This window comes from Dokdonella soli, from assembly GCF_039523175.1.
Lineage (GTDB): Bacteria > Pseudomonadota > Gammaproteobacteria > Xanthomonadales > Rhodanobacteraceae > Dokdonella_A > Dokdonella_A soli.
The window spans coordinates 359577-378571 of sequence record NZ_BAAAEU010000006.1 but is presented as its reverse complement, the minus strand read 5'-3'; the positions used below and the strand labels follow the sequence as shown (position 1 = coordinate 378571).

The following is an 18995-nucleotide window of genomic DNA, read 5'->3' as shown; positions in this document are numbered from 1 at the left end:
CGTAGTCGATACCTCAGCACGAACGGATGGGAGCGTGCAGAGAATCGAGTGCGACCACTGATGCGATGGGCGAATGGCGCTCGTCAACCGGAAATCGCCAGCCGCTCGCTGCGATACACCTGGGCAGTGATCAGATAGACCAGCAACGCCGCGACGGCCGTGCACGCAAAACACAGACCGAACTGCGCCGCCGTGACCGCATCGCCGCGCAGCAGCCGGGTGATCGCGACCTGCTGGCCCATCAGCGGCACCGCATACATCCAGGTCTGCGTCTTCAGCGGGAACACCGACAGCAGCAGGGTCGGGATCACCGGCACGAACATCAACAGGGACAGATACGTTTGCGCCTCGCGGAAGCTCTTCGCGAACGCGGCCGCGAGCGTCTGCAGGGTGGCGAGCAGGAACACCAGCGGCAGCATCACGAACAAGGTCAGCAGCGCGAAGCGCGGGCCGATCTCGAGGCGCATGCCGAGTTTCTCGACCGGCAGGAACTGGCCGGCGATCGAGAACGCGACGATGCTGAGCAGCAATGTGGTGACCGCGAACGCGGAGGTCGCGCCGAGCTTGCCGATCAGGATCCTGCCACGGCTGACCGGGTTGACCAGCAGCGGCTCCAGCGACTGCCGCTCGCGCTCGCCCGCGGTGGTGTCGATCGCGAGCGCCATGCCGCCGACGAATGCGCCGAGAATGAAGAAGTACGGCAGCATGCCGAACAGCGTGCCGCTGCGCGCCTGCGCGGTGGACTGGTCGCGCGCGGCGACCACGAGCGGCCGGATCACGTTCGGCGACAATCCGCGCGCGACCAGGCGCAGTGCGCCGGTGCGCTGGCCGTAGCTGTCGAGCAGGCCCTGCAGGCGCGCGACCGAACCCTGCGCATCGCGTTGCGACTGGTCGTAGACCAGCTCGACCTGCGCTGGCTCGCCCTTGCGCCACGCGTCCGCATAGCTGTTCGGAATTCGCAGCACCAGATCGACGTCGCCTTCGCGCACCGCGCGTTCGGGATCGGCCGGCGCGTCCTTGATCTCGACGCCACTGCGCTTCAGCGCATCGACCAGGTTCGGCGCGTTCGCGGTGCCGACGACCGGCAACGGCAGCGGCTTCTCGGCCTTGTCGAGCTCGCGCGTGACTGCGGTATTGATGATCAGCACGAACACCAACGGAGCGAACAGCGGGCCAGTCAGCAGCGTGTTGATCACGGTGCGGCGGTCGCGCAGGTTCTCGCGGACTTCTTTCCAGAACACGGTGAGGGACGATTTCATGGCGTTGAATCCGATGGTGACTTTCTTTACTCCCTCTCCCCCCCGGGGAGAGGGTTGGGGTCAGGGGGCCGGGTTCGCGAATGGCAGCAACCTCGGTGACGACTGCCGACACTCCCCCTCACCCCGACCCTCTCCCCATGGGGGAGAGGGAGAAAAAGCGAGTCATGCCGCGAGTCCTTCTTCGGAGCCGATGATCTTCACGAACGCATCCTCGAGGCTGGCCGCACCGGTCTGTGCGCGCAGCGCATCCGGCGATTCGTCGGCGACCACGCGCCCGCGCGCGATCACCACGATGCGGTCGCACAGCGCGCCGACCTCCTGCATGATGTGGCTGGAGAACAGCACGCAGCGGCCTTCGTCCTTCAGCTTGCGCATGAACGTGCGCATCGCACGCGTCGCCATCACGTCGAGGCCGTTGGTCGGTTCGTCGAGGATCACGTTTCCCGGGTCGTGCACCAGTGCGCGAGCGATCGCGGTCTTCACACGTTGGCCCTGCGAGAAGCCTTCAGTGTGGCGATCGGCGATGTCGCTCATGTCGAGCGCGGTGACCAGCGCATCGATGCGACTGCGTCGCGTCGCCGCATCGAGGCCCTGCAGGCGCGCGAAGTAGTCGATGTTCTCGCGCGCACTCAGGCGCTTGTACAGGCCACGCGCATCCGGCAGCACGCCGAGCCGGCGGCGCACTGCGGTCGCATCGGCCGCGGCATCGATGCCGTCGACGAGCACCTGGCCCGCGTCGGGTTTCATCAGCGTGTAGAGCATGCGCAGCGTGGTCGTCTTGCCGGCGCCGTTGGGGCCGAGCAGGCCGGTGATCTCGCCGTCGCGCGCGACGAACGAGACGCCATCGACCGCCTTCACCGCACCGAATGCCTTGTGCAGGTCCTTCACCTCGATCATGGCGCGGCTCCCGTTCCGATGGACGAAGCCGGTCCGCCCAGGACCGCCTTCGTCTCGCCGAGTCCGGTACATGCCCGGACTCGGCTCCGCCGCGGCCGTGCCGGCCACGCGTCGCGCCCTCCCTGGCGTGCGGAGCCGCGCGAGCGGGTAGAGGGATTGGCTTTCGCCTGTTTCATGGCGCGGCTCCGTTGTAGTCGATGAACGCCGGTGTCGGCCCGAAGTCGGCGATGCAGCCGGCGTCGAGGCCGTGCGGATCGAGCGCGTCGACGAAACGCGCGACCAGCTTCGGAAAGCAGCCGCGTCCCATCACGCTGTGGCCCTGGCCTTTGGCGACCAGCAGTCGGCCGTTCGGCAGCGTCTTCACGATCTGCTCGCCGTAGCGCGGCGGTGTGACCGGATCGAGTTCGCCGGACAGGATCAGCACCGGCTTGTCGCTGGCGACCGGTGCGTGGAAATCGTCCGGGCGCGCGCCGTGCGGCCAGATCGTGCACTGCGCCTTGAACGCCTCGGCGAGTTCGGCGCCAAGCAGGGAATCGGCGTCACCCGCCTGCGGCGTGATCAGGTCGGCATCCTCGCTGCAGATCACCGAGAGCTGCATCGCGTTGTCGCTCAGGCCTTCGAGCTCGCCGCCGAGCATCTGCACCTGTGCGACCAGCGGTGCGTAGTCACCCTTCAGCGCTTGCGCGACCGCCAGCGGCAACAGCGCGCTGGTCTCGGGCAGGTAGGCGTACAGGCGCGCGAGCGTGGCCAAGGAGTACGCGTCAAGCCGCATCGATGTGCGCGTGTTGTCGCGCGGATCGCGGTACGCGACCTCGGCGGGCTTCGCGCGCAGCTCGTCGCGCAGCTCGCGCAGCTTCGCCCACGGATCGCCGAACGCCTGCTTGCACGCGGGCGTTGCCGTGCAGGCTGCGGCGTGTGCCTTCAGCGCGTCGTCGAGATTGCGTGCGAACTCGGAGCCGATCGCGTGCTCGTTCGGCACCGCGCTGTCGAGCACCACGCTGCGCACCGCGTCCGGATAGCGGTGCAGGTACTGCTGGGCGACACGCGTGCCGTAGGAAACGCCGACCAGATCGAACTGCGGCGCGCCGAGCGCCTGGCGCACGGCTTCGAGATCGCGCAGCGCCATGCTGGTCGTGTAGTCGCGTGGATCGGCGTGCGCGCTGACCGCGGCGAGGCAGGCCTGGGTCTGCGCGCGGATCCGGCCGAGATCGAAGCCTTGGTCCTCGGCCTCGTCGTGTTTGCAGGTCAGCGCATTCGAGCCGCCGGTGCCGCGCTGGTCGAGCAGCAGCACATGGCGATGCTTGCGCAGCTGCGCGAACGCGGCGGCGACCTGCGGCCAGCTGTCGATCGCCGACTGGCCCGGACCGCCGGCGAGCAGCGCGAGGAAGTCGTCGTCGGCCGCCTCGGCGCTCGCAATCAGCGCGAGACGCAGGCCGATCTTGCGACCTTCCGGTGCATCCCAATTCTCGGGCACTTCGAACGGCGCGCAGAATGCCGTGGTGGTCGCCGCCGAATGCGTCTGCGGCAGCTCACACGCCGTGAAATGCAGACGGCCAAAGGCGAATGCGGTAGCGCCAGGCGGAACGATGAAGCGGCCGTGGAAGCTGCTCGCCTGCGCCGATCCGGCCGCTTTTCCATGCCAATGCCGATGGGCGACCACACCTGCCGCGACCAATGCAACCAGCAGGGTCAGCGCGACGCGAATCGATTTCTTCATGGAGCCCTCGTCTTGTCCGAAACGCGTGCAGCGCGGATGACGTCACGTGTCATGGTGCATTTTCCCCGTCGCGCGGCGGGCAGCCGTAGCGGTAGCGGGCGCGCACCCACCAATGAGCGCCGAGCAGGCACAGCGTCATCAGCATGGCTGCTGCGAAGATCGTGACGTGGATCGCGCCGAACAGATCGAGCAGGGCGAGCATCAGGATCAGGCAGAACGACAGCGCGAACGCGATCGTCATCGCCTCCAGCTCGATGCGCTGGCGCAGCTCGTCGCAGCGGCGCAGGCGCATCAGTTCCGCGTGGGCCAGCCACATGATCGCCGGCAGCGGCAGCGCCGCGGCCAGCATGCGCGGCCAGCCCGGTTGCATGTGCTTGGTCAGCAGCGCCGCCACGATGGTGCTGAGAACATAGGCCGCCGCCGGCCAGCCGACGGCGGCCACATAGCGCGACATTTGCCTGCTCATGGTTCTGTCTCCTCATGCATCCGGATCGAAGATCGCCTCGATCGACTTGTGGAACAGCCGCGCAATGCGGAACGCGAGCGGCAGGCTCGGGTCGTACTTGCCGGTCTCGATCGCGTTGACGGTCTGTCGCGACACGTCGAGCTGCTCGGCCAGCTGGCCCTGCGACCAGCCCTTCGTCTCGCGCAGCTCGCGCACGTGGTTGTTCATTCGCAGCCCAGGCCGCCATAGCGGCGCGCGAGCTGCCAGCGCGCGGCGCCGTAGGACACGCACAGGACGGGAAATACCCAGATCAGCACATCGCCGCCGACCGTCAGCACCCCCGCGGCGCACAGGAAGCCGCCGACCAGGCAGAGCACGCAGATGAATCCCGTGGCCGTGCTCAACGCGACCAGATGCACGCGCTGCTCCAGTTCGTCGCTGTGGACAGCCCGTTTCGCCATCAGCCAGATGAGCTGCACGACCGGTAGCACGGGTGCGAGCGCCAGCACGATCTTCCAGGGCAGACTCGACGCGTTGCGCGCGTGCGGCCAGACCAGCAGCATGACGGCGACGTAGATCGTCGTCAGCACGAGCATCTGCCGTCGATAGTCCCGGGAGGTGAAGCGTGGCATGCAAGCCCCTTGAATGTGTCAAGCGTCCTTGACACGACTCTAGGTCGCGGCGCCGCAGCTTGTCAAGCGTGCTTTACATGCCGGGCGGGCGACGATGCCGCTAAAAACCCCGCCTGGTTGATCGCGGGTCGCAGAAGCCGTTTCCGATCGCGTTGGTCGCCCGCGGCGCCAGGCATTCATTTTTTACAAGGTAATGATTGCTGCCTTCCCCCCGCCTGTGGCATATCTGTGCGCGCCAAGTAAAGCGAACTGCGTCACATAAGAACAAAGGCGCGCCATTTATTGTGCGCTGCTCCTTGCAAAGCTGCCGAAATGCTTGGCATGCCATTTGCCTAGGGGTTCATACCTGCGCTCGTCGACGATGCTCATCGGCTTCGATTTCGCCTGATGCGGGTCACCAGTCCACCCGGACATTACCTATCGAGGAAATCCACTCAATGAACATCAAACTCGCCGGGGCACTGGCCCTGGCTCTGGGCGGCATCGTCGCCGCCGCTACACCGCGCGTGTCGTCTGCCGCCGACGTCGCGGTGAATGTCACGATCAACAACGGCATCACCATCCTCTATTACTACTCCACGCTGAATGTCACGATCGACGCTTCCACTCTCGGCGCCGGCATCGCCGGCTGCGTGGCAGGCACCGTTGCGCAGACGTTGAACTGCGATCGCGGCGCCAGCACCGTCGCCGCTACCGTGACGGGCGGCCAGTTCGTCGCACCGTTCACCGCGGTGACGACGCCGATGACGGGCCTTACCCCTGCGGCCATGCCGCTGGTCCTGCAGAACGTATGGGCGGTGCGCGCGCTCGGCGGCGCCAGCGCCAACACCACCGTGACCGCGGCGGTCGGCACCAACACGACGCTGAAGAACGGTGCGGCCTCGATCCTCGTGAACAACAACATCGGCATCGCCACGGGTACCGCACCGACCCTCAGCGGCGGCGCCAGCGCGAACGTGGTGTTCCCCGATCCGGGCCTCGCCAATCCGGTCACCGGCAGCGTGATCATGTCGCTCGATCTGACCAATGCGACCACTGCGGGCACCTACACCGGCACCGGCGCGCAGCAGTACACGATCGCGGTAACGGCAACCTGATCTGGCGGTCGCCAAGATCATGCGCGCCCGCAGCGTCAGCTCGTTTCTGGCAGGCCTGTGCCTGCTCGGCAGCCTGCTGCCGGCGGGCGCCGCACCCGCCCCGCAGGTGACGGGACCCGTCGCGTTTGGCGGCGGTGCGTCGCAGTTGACCGTCGTCGCGGGCAATGTGTCCGTAATGCCGATCCGCCTCGACGACATTGCCGATCTGGCGGTGCAGCCGCTCGCCGCCGATCAGCGTCGAACGCTGGCCGCCGGTGGACAACTGGTGTCGCCGGGAGCGATCAGCCTGCCGCCAGTGCGGCTCCTGGTCACGCGCGAGCTGCGTCAGGTGTGGCGGATGCAGCAGCCGGTCGGCCGGTCGCTGGTTGACATCGGGGTCCGCGCACGCGTGGAGTCGGTCGCGGGGCCCGATGCGCTGGCCAGCGAAGACCGACCGGGCGAACGTCTGCCCGTGCGCGTGATCTCGCGCGCGCCGCGCACCGTCAGTGCGGATTCGCGCAGCCAGACGCTCGAAGGCGACGTGCTGCTGGAATTCAATCTGCGTGACCTGCGCGTCGGAGGCCGCTATACGGGCCGGCTGGTCATTTCCGCGGAGGGCACATGAGCAGGACACACCGCTTTCGCAGCATCGGCTGGGCGCTCGCCCTGATCGGCCTCATGGCCGGTGGCGCGGCTCGTGCCCAGATCGCGATCAGCCCGCAGATTCTCGACGTCTCGCTCGACGATCCGTCGCATACCTACGCCTTTCGCCTCTACAACTACACGACCGAGGACAAGCGCGTCCGCGTGTCGCTCAACAACTGGACCCTGGACGCCGACAACCAGGTCCAGGTGCTACCGCCGACCGAGACCTCCCTGGACCGCTGGACGATCATCAATCCGGTCGAGTTCGATCTGCCGGCGGGCAAGTCGCAAGCGGTGCGTTTGGCGATCCGACCCGCCGTGCCGCTGGCGGCAGGCGAGCACCGCGTGATGACCTATTTCGACGAGATCCCGCTGGCCGACCCGACCAAGGAGGCGCCGGCAACGCTGCGCGCGCGCTTCCGGTTGGGCGCCGCCGTCTATGCGCACGTCGGGCCGGTGAGCCGCAGCGGCACGATCAATTCCGTGGTCGCCGACAAGCACGGCTTCAAGCTCGGCGTCACCGCCACCGGTAACGCGACCACACGGTTCGACGGCCAGTACGTGATCTATCCGACCCGCGCTTTCCCCGGCAAGGGCAAGGTTCCGGCGGTCGAAAATCCCGATCTGCCGGATATGAAACTGCCGCCGGGTGCGATCGCGGGCGGCCGCATTCCGGCGACAGCCGTTTTGCCCGGCACCACCCGCACGGTCAGTGGAACCTATGCCGGCAAGCCGCTCTCTCCCGGGCGCTACACCGTCAATCTGAGCGGCCATTTCGGCGACGCTCCACTGGATGCGCAGACCGAAATCAATGTCGCCGCGGGTAGCGGCTGACCGCGGCCGGGGGGGCGATGATTCCAGCGCGTCGGCTTCTCGCCCCTGGCTTGGCGATGGTGACCGGTTTTGCCTGCATGCCCATCGCGCTGGCTGCAGCGAGCCCGGACGCGCCTGACCCGCTCGGCCCCGTGGCGCCTTACCAGGGCGGCGCAGCAGACGACCGTGGCGTCGGCACGCAGGCAACCCCCCAGCTGGCGGCGGTGCAGTTGAATGGCCGCGAACTGAGCAACGGCATTCCGATCATCGCGCAGCCGGGTGGCGGGGCCTTGGTCGCGCTCGAATACTTCCTGTCCGCCCTGTCGCTGCATGCCGAACACGATGACCAGGGCTACCGGATAGATACGCCGATTGGCACAGCGCGCCTGCCCGCCGAGTCCCTGAGCGAGGTGCAAGGCTACGTCTACGTGGACACCCGGAGCTTGGCCAAGGCGTTCGCCAGCGAAGTCCGCTTCGATCCGGCCGAATATGCGCTGCAGGTGAATACGCCGTGGGCAGCGCAATCGACGTCACGCGCGCAGTCTGCCGCGGGGACGGCCGCGGCAGCGGACGTTTCCGCGCCGTTCGCCAGCCTGTCACAAGTGCGCAGCGAGACGGATTACGTTCGCAACGATCTCAGCCACAACACGCTGGTCACGACCGATCTCGGCGGCGCGCTGGGCCCGGGCTATTGGCGCGTCCGCTACTACGACGATCTCGCCGGCCAGCGCCGCGCCGACACCTGGTCCTGGGTCACCGGCGCCGGCGACCGCCGCTACCTGCTGGGCCGCCAGATCGTCGGGCTCAATGCGTTGCTGCCGACGTTCTACCTGACCGGTGCGCAGATGGCAGCGACCAATCGACCGTCGCTGGTGTTCGGTCCCAATCTCGGCTACGGCGAGCTGGCCGCCAGCCGCTTCGATGCGCCGCGCACGGTGCGCGGCAAGGGGCCGCCGGGCGGCACCGCGGAACTGCGGCGCAACGGTCAGGTGATTGCGCAGACGACGATCCGGCTTGACGGTACCTATGAGTTTCCCGATCAGCCCATTACGGTCGCGAGCCTCGAAGTCGCCGTCTACGAGCGCGGCCGCCCGGATACGCCCTTCCGCGTCGAGCAGATTACCGAGCAGGCGAGCGATCAGTTGCTGCCGGCCGGCGTCTGGGTTCAGCACACCGGCATCGGCACGACCGCGAATCCGCTCGATTCGGTCAGCTCCGGCCTCAACGATCGCTCCGGCTTCTATCAATGGCGGCAAGGACTGACGGACTCCGTGACCGCAATGGCCGCGCTGCAGGTCGTCGGCGACCAGCGCAATGAACTCGCCGGTGCTGCGGCGCTGCTGCCCGGCCTCGGCGCCTGGGCCGGGTTCGCCGCCCATGGACGCTATGGCAACGCCTGGCAGGTGTATGGCGAGGGTGCCCGCGGCGCGGCGTTCTGGCGTGCCAATTTCCAGCGCCAGGATGCGGGCTACATCGCCGTCGATTCACCGCAGCGCGAAGACGACAACGTGGAAGCCGGCTGGACGTTCGCGCCGAACCTGCGCGCTTCGCTGGTGGGCCGCCACTACCGCGATCCCGGCACTGCGCCGATCGATTTCCTCAAGCCGGCGTTCTCCTGGCAGCCGCGCGCCGATCTTGCGTTCAGTGCGCGGCCTGATTTCGACGGCCGCTACACGTTCTACGGCAACTGGGTTCCGCAGCCCGGCTGGCGGGTAGCGCTCACGCGCTACAACCCGCGCACCGATCTGGAGATCGAGCGGCGCTATCCGAACGGCTACGGCCTGCGCGCCATGTTGACCGAAGACAGCCAGCTCGGTCATCGCGCCTCGCTGCTGGCCGACGGCTGGCGGCTCGGCGGGAGGCCGATCGGATGGACCGCGGGCGTGTTGGCCGGAGAGGGCCGCGTGGGTTTCCTGCTCGACGCCGCCGGTGAGCTGTATCCGGGACTGTCCTTGCACGCCCAATACCTCGACGATCCGCTCCTGCGCAATGCCCGCCCGGACCCCGGCCCGCTGCTCAGCGTGGCCCTGGTGGCCGACTTCGCCGTCACGCCTTCGGGTCTCGCGCGCGGCTCGTTCCGTCCGGAGCTGTTCAACGCAGGCGGCATTTCCGGCCGCATCGCTGGAGCGGACGGAGCGTTCGACGCTTCGCGCGCGCGCGGCACCGGGGTTCTGGTCGATGGTCGGATCCGCGGTGAAGTCGATGCCAATGGCCGCTTCTACCTGGCCGACCTGGCGCCGGGTGTCTACACGCTGGAACTCGATGCGGAGAAGCTGCCGCTCGAGTACCAGCCGACGAACCGCGAGCGACGGGTCGAAGTGAAGGCCGGCGCGGTCACGCGTCTGGACTTCCCGGTCACGCTCCGCCTCGGCATGGCCGGAAGAGTCAACGAACGCGCCGGGCACCCATTGGCCGGCGCCCGCGTTACCGTTACCGACGGCGCCGGCAAGGTGCTGGCGGAAGCCACCAGCGATGCCTGGGGCTACTACCGCATCGACGGACTGGCACCGGCTTCCTATCGCGTGTCGGCAAGCGCTGCCGGCAAGCAGGCCACACGCACCACCACCCTGAGCGATCGCTTCCTGTTCGAGCAGGATCTGATCATCGACGCCACCACTGAACACGGCGAGCCGCCATGACCACCCATCCGTGCCGACACATTCGCGTTGTCCTGTTTGCGGGCCTGGCGCTTGGCAGTGGCAGCGCCTGCGCCCAGGTTCTCACCAATGGCGATTTCGAGACCGGCAATCTCACCGGCTGGACCACGGGCGGCACCAATGCCGCGGCCGTGATTCGCGCCAGCGACATCACGCCGAGCCCGGCGACTGCAACGGTTCCGCAACCCCCCGGAGCGCCGGCCACCAATTATTTCGCGATCCTGTCCAATGGCCCCGGCGATCTCGGCGGAGCGGCCCAGTTCTACGATGCCAATACCACGTCGGACTACGACCTCGGCACGCTGAGCCAGACCATCACCCTGCCGTTCGCGCCGGCGGTGATCAGCTTCGACTGGAATTTCCCGACCAGCGAGCAGGATCAAGGCGACACCTTCGATGACTTGTTCGATCTGCGTGCCAACAACACCCAGATCTGGTCCGGCAGCTCCTGCAAGAACAACGGCAGCAATTATTCGAATTTCCCGAGCGCGCCGTGCAGCGGCCTGGCCCAGAACACCTGGACCGTTACCGGTGCGGCGGCGGGCATCGCACAGAACACTCAGCTGCGTTTCGGCATCGGTTCCTGGCAGCACGTGTGCGTGCCGTTGCCGTCGTCACTCACGGCCGGCAGCGCAGTGACGCTGCGTTACGCCGTGCTCGACCAGGGGGATGCCAGTTACGACTCCGCGTTGCTGCTCGACAATATCCGCATCGCCAGCGCGTGCGATGCGACCCGCAACGACGCGTTGCGCCAGTTGAGCAACACCAGCGGCCAGAACGTTACCCTGAAGAACGGCAGCATCGTCGTGCGGCCGGTGACCAACACCAAGCCCGCGATCGACGACAGCGGCACGAGTGCCGCGTTCATTTCGAATGCGAACCTGACCGCCGACAATCCGAACCTGCTCGCCCAGGTCTTCACCTGGAACGGCGCGAGCTTTGCCCGCGCGACGCCGCTGATCGTCGATGCCACCGGCAACATCAACGGGGTCGCGCTGTCCGGCGCGCTCGACAGCGGCTACAAGGGCCGCTACGTCGCCATCGCGGCGCAGCTCACCAGCAGCGGCAGCGCGCAGATCTACCGCTACGACCGTTCCAGCGGTGCGCTCTCCAGCGTGACCGCAACGACCAATTGCGACACAAATGGCCAGTACGCGCTCGACAATGTCAATCCGTTCATCAGCACCGACGGCAGCCGCATCGCCTGGGAATCGGAATGCGCCTCGCTGACCGGCGCGGCGAACGGCGTCAAGCGCGTCGTCTATGCCGATTTCAACGGCACCAACTGGACCGGCAAGGCACCGTTCACCGACCTCACCAGCTGCGTGGCGCGCAACCCGCGGCTCAACCGCAGCGGCAACGGGCGCTATCTTGCGTTCGAGTCCACCTGCAACCCGACCCTCACGGGCAACACAGCCGGTAACACCGTCGTGTTCCGCTACGACACGACAAAGACGGGCGTCACTGCCTTCGTCCAGGAAATGACCGGCAGCAGCACGGCATTGGCGGCCAGTCCCAGCCTCGATTCGAGCGGGCGCTACACGCTCTATCTGAGCGTCAACGCGAGCAGCGGCCACTCGGAAATCTGGCGCTACGACGCGACCGCGGCCTCCAATACGCAATTGACCACGACATCGACCAGCACGATTTTCCTCGACGTGTACGCCGCGGGCGACAGCACCCGCTTCGCCTACGAGCGTCAGGACCTCGGCACGAACTTCAGCGAGGTCGGCTACGGCACGATCAGCGGTTCAACAGCGACCCTGACGCCGGTCGGCCAGGGCTATGCGAACCCGCTCGGCGGACCGGCCCTGATCACCGGCGCGCGGATCGGGATGGATACCACGACACCGGTGGTGACGTTCTATTCCGACTTCGATTTTCTCGGCACCAACACCGACGTCAATTCCGAATTGTTCCAGGCTCGCGGGCAGTGAGGCCAATCATGCGTACGCCATTCCGTTTTCAATGCCTGGTCCGCTCGCTGGTGTTCCTTGGGGCGGTGTTCACCGTGGGCATCGCGCATGCGCAGCAGCGCAAGCTGCCCGTGCAGACCGATCGCTACGGCTATCGCGCCTACGACTCGTCTTCCGCCCAATGTCCGGCTCAGCTCGTCGATATGAGTTCGGCGGCGGCGTTGAATCTCGTCGCGGCGAGCAGCAGTTACCCCGCCCGCGACGAAGGCGCGGCGGCAGTGCCGTTGTCCGCGCCTTTCCAATTGTTCGGCGCGGTGCAATCGGCGCTGGTCGCGTCCAGCAACGGATACCTCGCCGCCGCCGCCAGCGTGGCCGCCGAGAACGGCGCCGACTACAGCAGTGCCTGCCCGCTGCCTGCGATCGCCTCCAACGGACCGGCCGCACAGGCGCGCATCCTGGTCTACCACGACGATCTCAGCGGCGAGACCGGAAACGGAACGATGCGCAGCAACTACTTCGCGAGTTGCCCGCGTCCCAGCGATTCCGGAGTCGCCGAAGCATGCACCGTCGTCGACTGGAGCAACTGGGGCAAGCCGGGAACTTCCGGCTTGTCGATGCAGGCGGTGCTCTACCACCAGACCTGGGAGATCGCCCTGCAATACCGATCGCTCGATCCGTCGGCCGGTGCCAAGGCAACGATCGGCGTACAGGACCCGGCCCACGGCTGGGGCTTCGCGGCACGCTGCGGCGGAGCCCAGCCGATTCCAGCGCCGGGTGCGATCTGCCTGTTCGACCCGCGCTATCCGCCCGGTTCGCGCGGAACGAGCGACCTGTTGTTCAAGGATGGCTTCGACGGGCCTTTGCCCTGACGGGCGACCAACGAAACGGCTTCAATCCTTCGGATGTCCGCACCGGCGCTGGCGTGCGCCGCACCGCCCGTTCGGGATCGACCCTCAGCGCGACGAAACGTATTTCTCGCGCCGGATATGCGGCACCGGCAGGCCGGCTTCCTTCAACATTGCGAAGGTCTCGTCAACCATGTTCGGATTGCCGCACAAATAAGCGATGTCGTGCGCCGCATTGGGCCCGAGTTCGCCGAGCGCGACCTGGGCGCGGCCGTTGCGGTCGTGCGGGCGCGGCACCGCGCGCGGTGTGCGGCTGAAGCACGGATGGAACGAGAAGCCGGGCACTTCGCGCGCGAAGGCCTCGAATTCGTCGCCATAGAGCAGTTCGGCCTCGTTGCGCGCGCCGTAGACCAGCGCGAACGTGCAGCCGCGCTTCCCGGTGAGCGCGCGGATCTGCGGCAGCATCGCGCGATACGGCGTGACGCCGGTGCCGGTCGCGACCAGCAGGTAGCGCCGGTTGGTGTCGGCGTCCATCAGGCAGAAGCGGCCATAGGGCCCGCTCGCATCGACCGTGCCGCCTTCGTCGAGCTTCGACAGCAACTCGGTCGCGGCACCGCCATCGACATAGGACACCGCGATCTCGAGGCGCTGCACTTGGCCATTGCCGTCGCCGACCGTGCCGACCGAATAACTGCGCTTGGTCGGCTTGCCGTCCGCGTAGTGGAAATGGATCTGGATGAACTGGCCGGGCACGAACGCGAACGGCGCGCCGTCGGCGCGTTCGAACGCGAGGTGACGGACGGCGGGAGCGAGCATGCGGCTCGCGGCAAGGCGGAGTTTGAAATGTTCCATCGGAGCGTCGGTGCGATTGAGCGGTGCGCCAGGTTGACGGTGTAGCCGTTCGTGGTGAGGTATCGAACCATGAACGGCGGCGCCCGAGGCCATTCGCCCTTCGATACCTCAGGGCGAACGGCATGACAAGGATGCGCCGCGCCCAACGGAGGCCGCGGCAATCGCGGCGGCACAGCCCGGTATACTAGCAGGCAGCCGCGATCCGCCCGCGCATCTGCCTTTTCCGAGCCTCCATGACCACCACTCCCGCGCTCGACGTCGTCGAGCTGAAGAAGACCTACGCGAACGGCGTCGAGGCGCTGAAGGGCGTCTCGCTGAGCGTGCAACCCGGCGATTTCTTCGCCCTGCTCGGCCCGAACGGCGCCGGCAAATCGACCCTGATCGGCATCCTGTCGTCGCTGGTCAACGCGACCGGCGGTGACGCGCGCGTGTTCGGCGTGTCGGTGCGCACGCAGCGCAGCGCCGCGATGCGCCTGATCGGGCTGGTACCGCAGGAACTCAACTTCAACATGTTCGAGAAGCCGTTCGACATCTGCGTGAACCAGGCCGGCTTCTACGGCATCCCGCGCGCGGTCGCTTGCGAACGCGCCGAGAAGTACCTGAAGCAGCTCGTGCTCTGGGACAAGGCGTTCGAGCCGGCGCGCGCGATGTCCGGCGGCATGAAGCGGCGCCTGATGATCGCACGCGCGATGATGAGCGAGCCGAAGCTGCTGATCCTCGACGAGCCGACCGCCGGCGTCGACATCGAGATCCGCCGCTCGATGTGGAAGTTCATCAGCGGCATCAACGCGGCCGGCACCACGGTGATCCTGACCACGCATTACCTCGAGGAAGCCGAGCAACTCTGCCGCAACATCGCGATCATCGACCGTGGCCGCATCATCGAGAACACGTCGATGAAGCAGTTGCTGTCGAAGCTCGACGTCGAAACATTCGTGCTCGACCTCGCGCAGCCCTGCACTGCGCTGCCGGATGTCTCCGGCGTGAAGCTGAGCCACGTCGACGACGTCACCATAGAAGCCGAGATGTCGCGCGAGCATGATCTCAATTCGCTGTTCGCGACGCTCTCCACGCGCGGCGTGACCGTGCGCTCGATGCGCAACAAGGCGAACCGCCTCGAGGAGCTCTTCGTGCGCCTGGTCGAGAACGGCAAGGTGGCCGCATGAACACGAACGCGAACCTGATCGCTTTCAAGACGATTACCCGCCGCGAGGTGATCCGCATCCTGCGCATCTGGATGCAGACCCTGTTGCCGTCGGCGATCACGATGACCCTGTACTTCGTGATTTTCGGGCGCATGGTCGGCAGCCGCATCGGCGCGATCGCGGACGGCATCCAGTACATCGACTACATCGTGCCCGGCCTGATCATGATGGCGGTGATCACCAACAGCTACGGCAATATCTCCTCGTCGTTCTTCGGCGCCAAGTTCGGCCGCCACGTCGAGGAAATGCTCGCCTCGCCGATGCCGAGCTGGGTGATCCTGGCCGGTTACGTCGCCGGCGCGATGCTGCGCGGCCTGCTCGTCGCCGCGATCGTGCTCGCGATCTCGCTGTTCTTCACCCGCATCCACCTGTACCACCCGTGGGTCACGTTCTCGACCGTGCTGCTGACCGCGGCGGTGTTCTCGCTGGCTGGTTTCGTCAACGCGGTCTATGCGAAGAAGTTCGACGACATCGCGCTGGTGCCGACCTTCGTGCTGACTCCGCTGACCTACCTCGGCGGCGTGTTCTATTCGGTGAACCAGCTTGGCACGCCGTGGCGCGAGATCAGCCACGCGAACCCGATCCTGTACATGGTCAATGCGTTCCGCTGGGGCCTGCTCGGCGTCAGCGACGTGCCGCTCGGCGTCGCGTTCGCCGTCATGCTCAGCTTCGCAGTGGTGCTGGCGGCGATCGGCCTGCATCTGCTGGATCGCGGCATCGGTCTGCGCTCGTAGGCCCGCTTCCCGCTCCAGTCACCCGGAGCCGACGGGCAAGCAGGCGGTGCGCCCGGTGAACGCACCGTTTCCGCGACGAGGCTGGTTTTCGTGTGCGCCGGCCGCAGATCCCCGGGACACGGGCGCCGCCCCGGCGCAGCGAGGACTCCGGACATGATCGAACGCAGACCCTTCAACGAACTCGGCGGCGCCGACCACGGCTGGCTCAAGGCGAAGCACCATTTCTCGTTCGCCGGCTACAACGACGCCGCGCGCATGGGCTGGGGGAGCTTGCGCGTCTGGAACGACGACGAGATCGCGGCCGGCAGTGGCTTCCCGCCGCACCCGCACGCGGACATGGAAATCATCACCTATGTCCGCGACGGCGCGATCACGCACGAGGACAGCCTCGGCAACAAGGGCCGCACCGAAGCGGGCGACGTGCAGGTGATGAGCGCCGGCACGGGCATCCGCCATGCCGAATACAACGCCGAGCGCGAGACCACGCGCATCTTCCAGATCTGGATCATCCCGGATGCGCGCGGCGGTGCGTCGGCCTGGGGCGCGCGGCCGTTTCCGAAAGGCGATCGCTCGGGACGCTTCGTGACGTTGGCCAGCGGCCGCGCCGGCGATGATGACGCGCTGCCGATCCGCGCCGATGCGCGCGTGCTCGGCGCGACGCTGAAGGCGGGCGAGAGCGTCGAGTACGCGCTCGGTGCCCAGCGCCGCGCCTATCTGGTGCCGGCGGTCGGCGCGGTCGAGGTCAACGGTGTGCGCATCGATGCGCGCGATGGCGCCGCGGTCCGCGATGAGTCACGCATCGTGGTGCATGCGCTGACGGATGCCGAGATCGTGCTGGTCGACAGCGCCTGAGCGTTGTGGGCGTGCCGGAAGGCGCGAGGTTTGCCGGTGGCACGTCGGACAGCATCCCCAACCAAGCCCCTCGCACATCTTGTGCTTGCGAGCCCGGTCCGCACATCGAGGTGCGGCCGTTCGCCGGCGCGCGGCGGTGCCGCGCGACGGCACCCGCAGGAGCGGGTGCGAACAGCGAAGCTGGCGCAAAGCGCGAGCGCCTGGATGGCGCGAGTCAAGCCCGGCCCACCCCCTGAAGGGGAATGCTTCAAAAGGCATCGCGGCTGAAGCCGCTCCTACGGTCGCGAACCAGGTATCGCGCGAGCGGCTTCAGCCGCGATTTCCGCCAGGCCGAAGAACGCGCGCGCGTTCGCGGTCGTCAGCCTCGCGGTCGCTTCGGCCTGTTCGCCACGCGCGGCCGCGACCGCAGCGCAGACGTGCGCGAGGTACATCGGCTCGTTGCGCCGGTGCGAGGGTTTTGGATGCAGGTCGCGTGGCAGCAGATAGGGCGCGTCCGTTTCGATCAGCAGACGGTCGGCCGGGATCAGCTTCACCAGCTCGCGCAGATGCACACCGCGGCGTTCGTCGCAGATCCAGCCGGTGATGCCGATGTACCAGCCGCGGTCGAGATACGCGACCAGCTCCTCGCGCTCGCCGGTGAAGCAGTGCACGACCGCGCGGCCGATGCGACCCTGCACGTTATCGAGGCAGGCGATGAAATCCGCATGTGCGTCGCGCTGGTGCAGGAACAGCGGCTTGCCGGAGTCGATCGCTATGCTGAGTTGCCGCTCGAACGCCGCGACCTGTGCCGCGTGCGGCGAGAGGTGGCGGAAATAGTCGAGGCCGGTCTCGCCCACCGCTTTCACTTCGGGCGTTGCGACGAGTTCGCGCAGCAGCGCGTCTGTCGCTTCGTCGTATTCGTGGGCGTGGTGTGGATGCACGCCAGCGGTCGCGTGCAGGAAGCCCGGATGCGCGCGCGCGAGTTCGCGTGCGGCTCGGCTGCCGCCGGCGCTGGCGCCGGTCACGACGATCTGCGCCACGCCGTGTGCACGTGCGCGTTCGAGCACCGCATCGAAGTCCGCGCGGAACGATTCATGGGTCAGGTTCGCGCCGATGTCGATCAATTGCATGGGGGTGGCTTCACCGCGCCGTCGAAACGCGCGATTATGCGGGTACCTCGCAGCTACCGCACCTGCGTGGTTCACAACGAATTCATGGCGCGCCGACCATGCTCGCGCGGTCCAACGATGGGGATGCACCGATGAACAGACTGACCTGCCTGACGCTTGCGCTTGCCGCCGGTGTCGTCGCCTTTCCCGCGCTCGCCACCGCCGACGCGCGGGTCGTGCTTTCCCCCGACGCGGTCGCGGCGCATGCCGCGGCCGGCGCGGCCCTGCACACCTCAACCCAACGCGCCGCGCAACCGGCGAATGCACAGTCCGTCGGTGCCATGGTGCCCAAGGCGATGGGCACGAATACCTTTCCCGGCTCGCCGTTCGTGAATGGATTCCGCGCCTATCCGCCAAGCTGTGCGGCCGATCCGCTGCCGGACAAGGCGAGTGGACCGACCTACGCGCAGCGTGTCTCGCTGTTCGCGCGCGACCAGCACGGTGCCGGTTATGTCGAGAACGTGACCGTCACGGTATGGCGCCTCGCCTGCAGCAGCAGCGGCACCAAGACGCTCTACAACCCGGCCGGAGCCTACAACGGGATGACGCTGATGCGCATCGATCGCGATGCCAGCGTCGACCACAGCCGGACCATCTTCCCGACGTTCCCGATCGTGATGGCGTCGCAGAACGGTTCCACGTTCGGCGGCACCGCGAGCCTGGTGCGCTCGGCGGTGGAACCGAACACGGTCATCTCCGACACCGGCTTCGACAGCTCGGTCTTCGACAGCACGACTTATGTGCTCGAGAACTATCCGTATACGGGGTCGGGTTATTTCAAGTTCAGCGATGCGTTCACGCTGCGCATCGACCCTGCGATCAACGGGGTCGCGCCGGTGGACATCAGCGTCCCCGACTATATTCCGACGCAGGCTACCTATCCGGACGCGTACAACCCGCTGTTCCTCGATGGCTACGCCGCGGCGCAGTGGGTCAATATGACGCTCAATGAAGGGCTGATCGTGCAGGTGCCCGAGCGGTACGATGCCAGCCATCCGACCCGGCGCCAGCTGGGCCTCGACCTGCTGACCCAGGATCTCAGCGGCAATCCGCTCTGGCTGATCGGCAACGCCGCGTTCGAGATCGGTACGGTGAGCCTCACGGTGAACCTCGCCTATCTCGGCCCCGGCCTCGTTCAAAAGCCCTGGGGCACCGCGCAGGTCACGCTGAAGGACTGCAACCATATCAACCTGACGTTCACCGCGAACGCGCAGCTGCCGGCGCCGATCCCGAGCTTCAACGGCTTGACCACGTACGACCGGCTGTTCAGTCCGAACGGCATGCTCTGCGAATAAGCCTCGA

Annotated in this window: 18 protein-coding genes; 10 read left to right on the top strand and 8 right to left on the bottom strand. The window is 67.0% G+C overall.

The genetic code is table 11. The annotated features are described in order from the left end of the window. Positions 1–83 precede the first annotated feature (83 nt). The 6 genes from ABD002_RS07340 to ABD002_RS07315 form a co-directional block, all read right to left on the bottom strand. The gene (locus tag ABD002_RS07340) at positions 84–1259 is read right to left on the bottom strand and encodes an ABC transporter permease (protein WP_343788797.1); all 1176 of its coding nucleotides are present in this window, start codon (positions 1257–1259) and stop codon (positions 84–86) included. Positions 1260–1421: 162 nt separating this feature from the next. Next, the gene (locus ABD002_RS07335; protein WP_343788794.1) at positions 1422–2156 is read right to left on the bottom strand and encodes an ABC transporter ATP-binding protein; all 735 of its coding nucleotides are present in this window, start codon (positions 2154–2156) and stop codon (positions 1422–1424) included. Between the two features lie 172 nt (positions 2157–2328). After that, a complete protein-coding gene (locus tag ABD002_RS07330) occupies positions 2329–3873 on the bottom strand; it encodes an alpha/beta fold hydrolase (RefSeq protein WP_343788791.1) in 1545 nt (514 codons plus the stop codon). Positions 3874–3922: 49 nt separating this feature from the next. After that, entirely contained in the window at positions 3923–4315 is a 393-nt protein-coding gene (locus ABD002_RS07325) for a hypothetical protein (RefSeq protein WP_343788788.1), read from the bottom strand. Between the two features lie 36 nt (positions 4316–4351). After that, positions 4352–4546 (bottom strand): helix-turn-helix transcriptional regulator, encoded by a 195-nt coding sequence (locus ABD002_RS07320; RefSeq protein ID WP_343788785.1) that lies wholly within the window; start codon positions 4544–4546, stop codon positions 4352–4354. Next, complete coding sequence (locus tag ABD002_RS07315) at positions 4543–4950, bottom strand: hypothetical protein (protein WP_343788782.1); 408 nt, start codon at positions 4948–4950, stop codon at positions 4543–4545. Before ABD002_RS07315 ends, ABD002_RS07320 begins: the two co-directional genes overlap by 4 nt. Before the next feature lie 437 nt (positions 4951–5387). Here ABD002_RS07315 and ABD002_RS07310 point away from each other — a divergent pair, with 437 nt between their 5' ends. From ABD002_RS07310 to ABD002_RS07285, 6 genes are all read left to right on the top strand, one after another. Beyond that, a complete protein-coding gene (locus tag ABD002_RS07310; protein ID WP_343788779.1) occupies positions 5388–6047 on the top strand; it encodes a hypothetical protein in 660 nt (219 codons plus the stop codon). A gap of 19 nt (positions 6048–6066) precedes the next feature. Further along, complete coding sequence (locus ABD002_RS07305; protein ID WP_343788776.1) at positions 6067–6651, top strand: hypothetical protein; 585 nt, start codon at positions 6067–6069, stop codon at positions 6649–6651. After that, a complete protein-coding gene (locus ABD002_RS07300; RefSeq protein WP_343788773.1) occupies positions 6648–7505 on the top strand; it encodes a fimbrial biogenesis chaperone in 858 nt (285 codons plus the stop codon). The genes ABD002_RS07305 and ABD002_RS07300 overlap by 4 nt, the downstream gene beginning before the upstream one ends. Positions 7506–7582: 77 nt before the next feature. Beyond that, positions 7583–10123 (top strand): carboxypeptidase regulatory-like domain-containing protein, encoded by a 2541-nt coding sequence (locus ABD002_RS07295; protein ID WP_343788770.1) that lies wholly within the window; start codon positions 7583–7585, stop codon positions 10121–10123. Next, entirely contained in the window at positions 10120–12078 is a 1959-nt protein-coding gene (locus ABD002_RS07290) for a TolB family protein (protein WP_343788767.1), read from the top strand. The genes ABD002_RS07295 and ABD002_RS07290 overlap by 4 nt, the downstream gene beginning before the upstream one ends. An 8-nt stretch (positions 12079–12086) precedes the next feature. Then, positions 12087–12926 (top strand): hypothetical protein, encoded by an 840-nt coding sequence (locus tag ABD002_RS07285; protein WP_343788764.1) that lies wholly within the window; start codon positions 12087–12089, stop codon positions 12924–12926. Positions 12927–13010: 84 nt separating this feature from the next. Here ABD002_RS07285 and ABD002_RS07280 read toward each other — a convergent pair whose 3' ends face one another. After that, the gene (locus ABD002_RS07280; protein ID WP_343788761.1) at positions 13011–13754 is read right to left on the bottom strand and encodes an FAD-binding oxidoreductase; all 744 of its coding nucleotides are present in this window, start codon (positions 13752–13754) and stop codon (positions 13011–13013) included. A 233-nt stretch (positions 13755–13987) separates the two neighbouring features. Between ABD002_RS07280 and ABD002_RS07275 the strand changes: the two genes are divergently transcribed. The 3 genes from ABD002_RS07275 to ABD002_RS07265 all read left to right on the top strand — a co-directional run bounded on the left by ABD002_RS07275 (position 13988) and on the right by ABD002_RS07265 (position 16545). Then, positions 13988–14920, top strand: coding sequence for an ABC transporter ATP-binding protein (locus ABD002_RS07275; protein WP_343788758.1), 933 nt, complete (start codon positions 13988–13990; stop codon positions 14918–14920). Further along, complete coding sequence (locus tag ABD002_RS07270; protein WP_343788755.1) at positions 14917–15693, top strand: ABC transporter permease; 777 nt, start codon at positions 14917–14919, stop codon at positions 15691–15693. The genes ABD002_RS07275 and ABD002_RS07270 overlap by 4 nt, the downstream gene beginning before the upstream one ends. A 153-nt stretch (positions 15694–15846) precedes the next feature. After that, positions 15847–16545, top strand: coding sequence for a pirin family protein (locus tag ABD002_RS07265; RefSeq protein ID WP_343788752.1), 699 nt, complete (start codon positions 15847–15849; stop codon positions 16543–16545). Positions 16546–16820: 275 nt separating this feature from the next. On the opposite strand, the gene ABD002_RS07260 is transcribed toward ABD002_RS07265, so the two are convergent. Continuing rightward, positions 16821–17654 (bottom strand): TatD family hydrolase, encoded by an 834-nt coding sequence (locus ABD002_RS07260; protein ID WP_343788748.1) that lies wholly within the window; start codon positions 17652–17654, stop codon positions 16821–16823. Between the two features lie 131 nt (positions 17655–17785). Here ABD002_RS07260 and ABD002_RS07255 point away from each other — a divergent pair, with 131 nt between their 5' ends. Next, the gene (locus ABD002_RS07255) at positions 17786–18988 is read left to right on the top strand and encodes a hypothetical protein (protein ID WP_343788745.1); all 1203 of its coding nucleotides are present in this window, start codon (positions 17786–17788) and stop codon (positions 18986–18988) included. Positions 18989–18995: the final 7 nt, after the last annotated feature.

What these genes read in the sequence shown, in the direction of transcription:
- ABD002_RS07260 (WP_343788748.1), bottom strand. Translation starts at nt 17,654, where the DNA reads ATGCAATTGATCGACATCGGCGCGAACCTGACCCATGAATCGTTCCGC.
- ABD002_RS07290 (WP_343788767.1), top strand. Translation starts at nt 10,120, where the DNA reads ATGACCACCCATCCGTGCCGACACATTCGCGTTGTCCTGTTTGCGGGC.
- ABD002_RS07330 (WP_343788791.1), bottom strand. Translation starts at nt 3,873, where the DNA reads ATGAAGAAATCGATTCGCGTCGCGCTGACCCTGCTGGTTGCATTGGTC.
- ABD002_RS07285 (WP_343788764.1), top strand. Translation starts at nt 12,087, where the DNA reads ATGCGTACGCCATTCCGTTTTCAATGCCTGGTCCGCTCGCTGGTGTTC.
- ABD002_RS07335 (WP_343788794.1), bottom strand. Translation starts at nt 2,156, where the DNA reads ATGATCGAGGTGAAGGACCTGCACAAGGCATTCGGTGCGGTGAAGGCG.
- ABD002_RS07275 (WP_343788758.1), top strand. Translation starts at nt 13,988, where the DNA reads ATGACCACCACTCCCGCGCTCGACGTCGTCGAGCTGAAGAAGACCTAC.
- ABD002_RS07300 (WP_343788773.1), top strand. Translation starts at nt 6,648, where the DNA reads ATGAGCAGGACACACCGCTTTCGCAGCATCGGCTGGGCGCTCGCCCTG.
- ABD002_RS07320 (WP_343788785.1), bottom strand. Translation starts at nt 4,546, where the DNA reads ATGAACAACCACGTGCGCGAGCTGCGCGAGACGAAGGGCTGGTCGCAG.
- ABD002_RS07295 (WP_343788770.1), top strand. Translation starts at nt 7,583, where the DNA reads ATGCCCATCGCGCTGGCTGCAGCGAGCCCGGACGCGCCTGACCCGCTC.
- ABD002_RS07340 (WP_343788797.1), bottom strand. Translation starts at nt 1,259, where the DNA reads ATGAAATCGTCCCTCACCGTGTTCTGGAAAGAAGTCCGCGAGAACCTG.
- ABD002_RS07255 (WP_343788745.1), top strand. Translation starts at nt 17,786, where the DNA reads ATGAACAGACTGACCTGCCTGACGCTTGCGCTTGCCGCCGGTGTCGTC.
- ABD002_RS07310 (WP_343788779.1), top strand. Translation starts at nt 5,388, where the DNA reads ATGAACATCAAACTCGCCGGGGCACTGGCCCTGGCTCTGGGCGGCATC.
- ABD002_RS07270 (WP_343788755.1), top strand. Translation starts at nt 14,917, where the DNA reads ATGAACACGAACGCGAACCTGATCGCTTTCAAGACGATTACCCGCCGC.
- ABD002_RS07265 (WP_343788752.1), top strand. Translation starts at nt 15,847, where the DNA reads ATGATCGAACGCAGACCCTTCAACGAACTCGGCGGCGCCGACCACGGC.
- ABD002_RS07280 (WP_343788761.1), bottom strand. Translation starts at nt 13,754, where the DNA reads ATGGAACATTTCAAACTCCGCCTTGCCGCGAGCCGCATGCTCGCTCCC.
- ABD002_RS07305 (WP_343788776.1), top strand. Translation starts at nt 6,067, where the DNA reads ATGCGCGCCCGCAGCGTCAGCTCGTTTCTGGCAGGCCTGTGCCTGCTC.
- ABD002_RS07315 (WP_343788782.1), bottom strand. Translation starts at nt 4,950, where the DNA reads ATGCCACGCTTCACCTCCCGGGACTATCGACGGCAGATGCTCGTGCTG.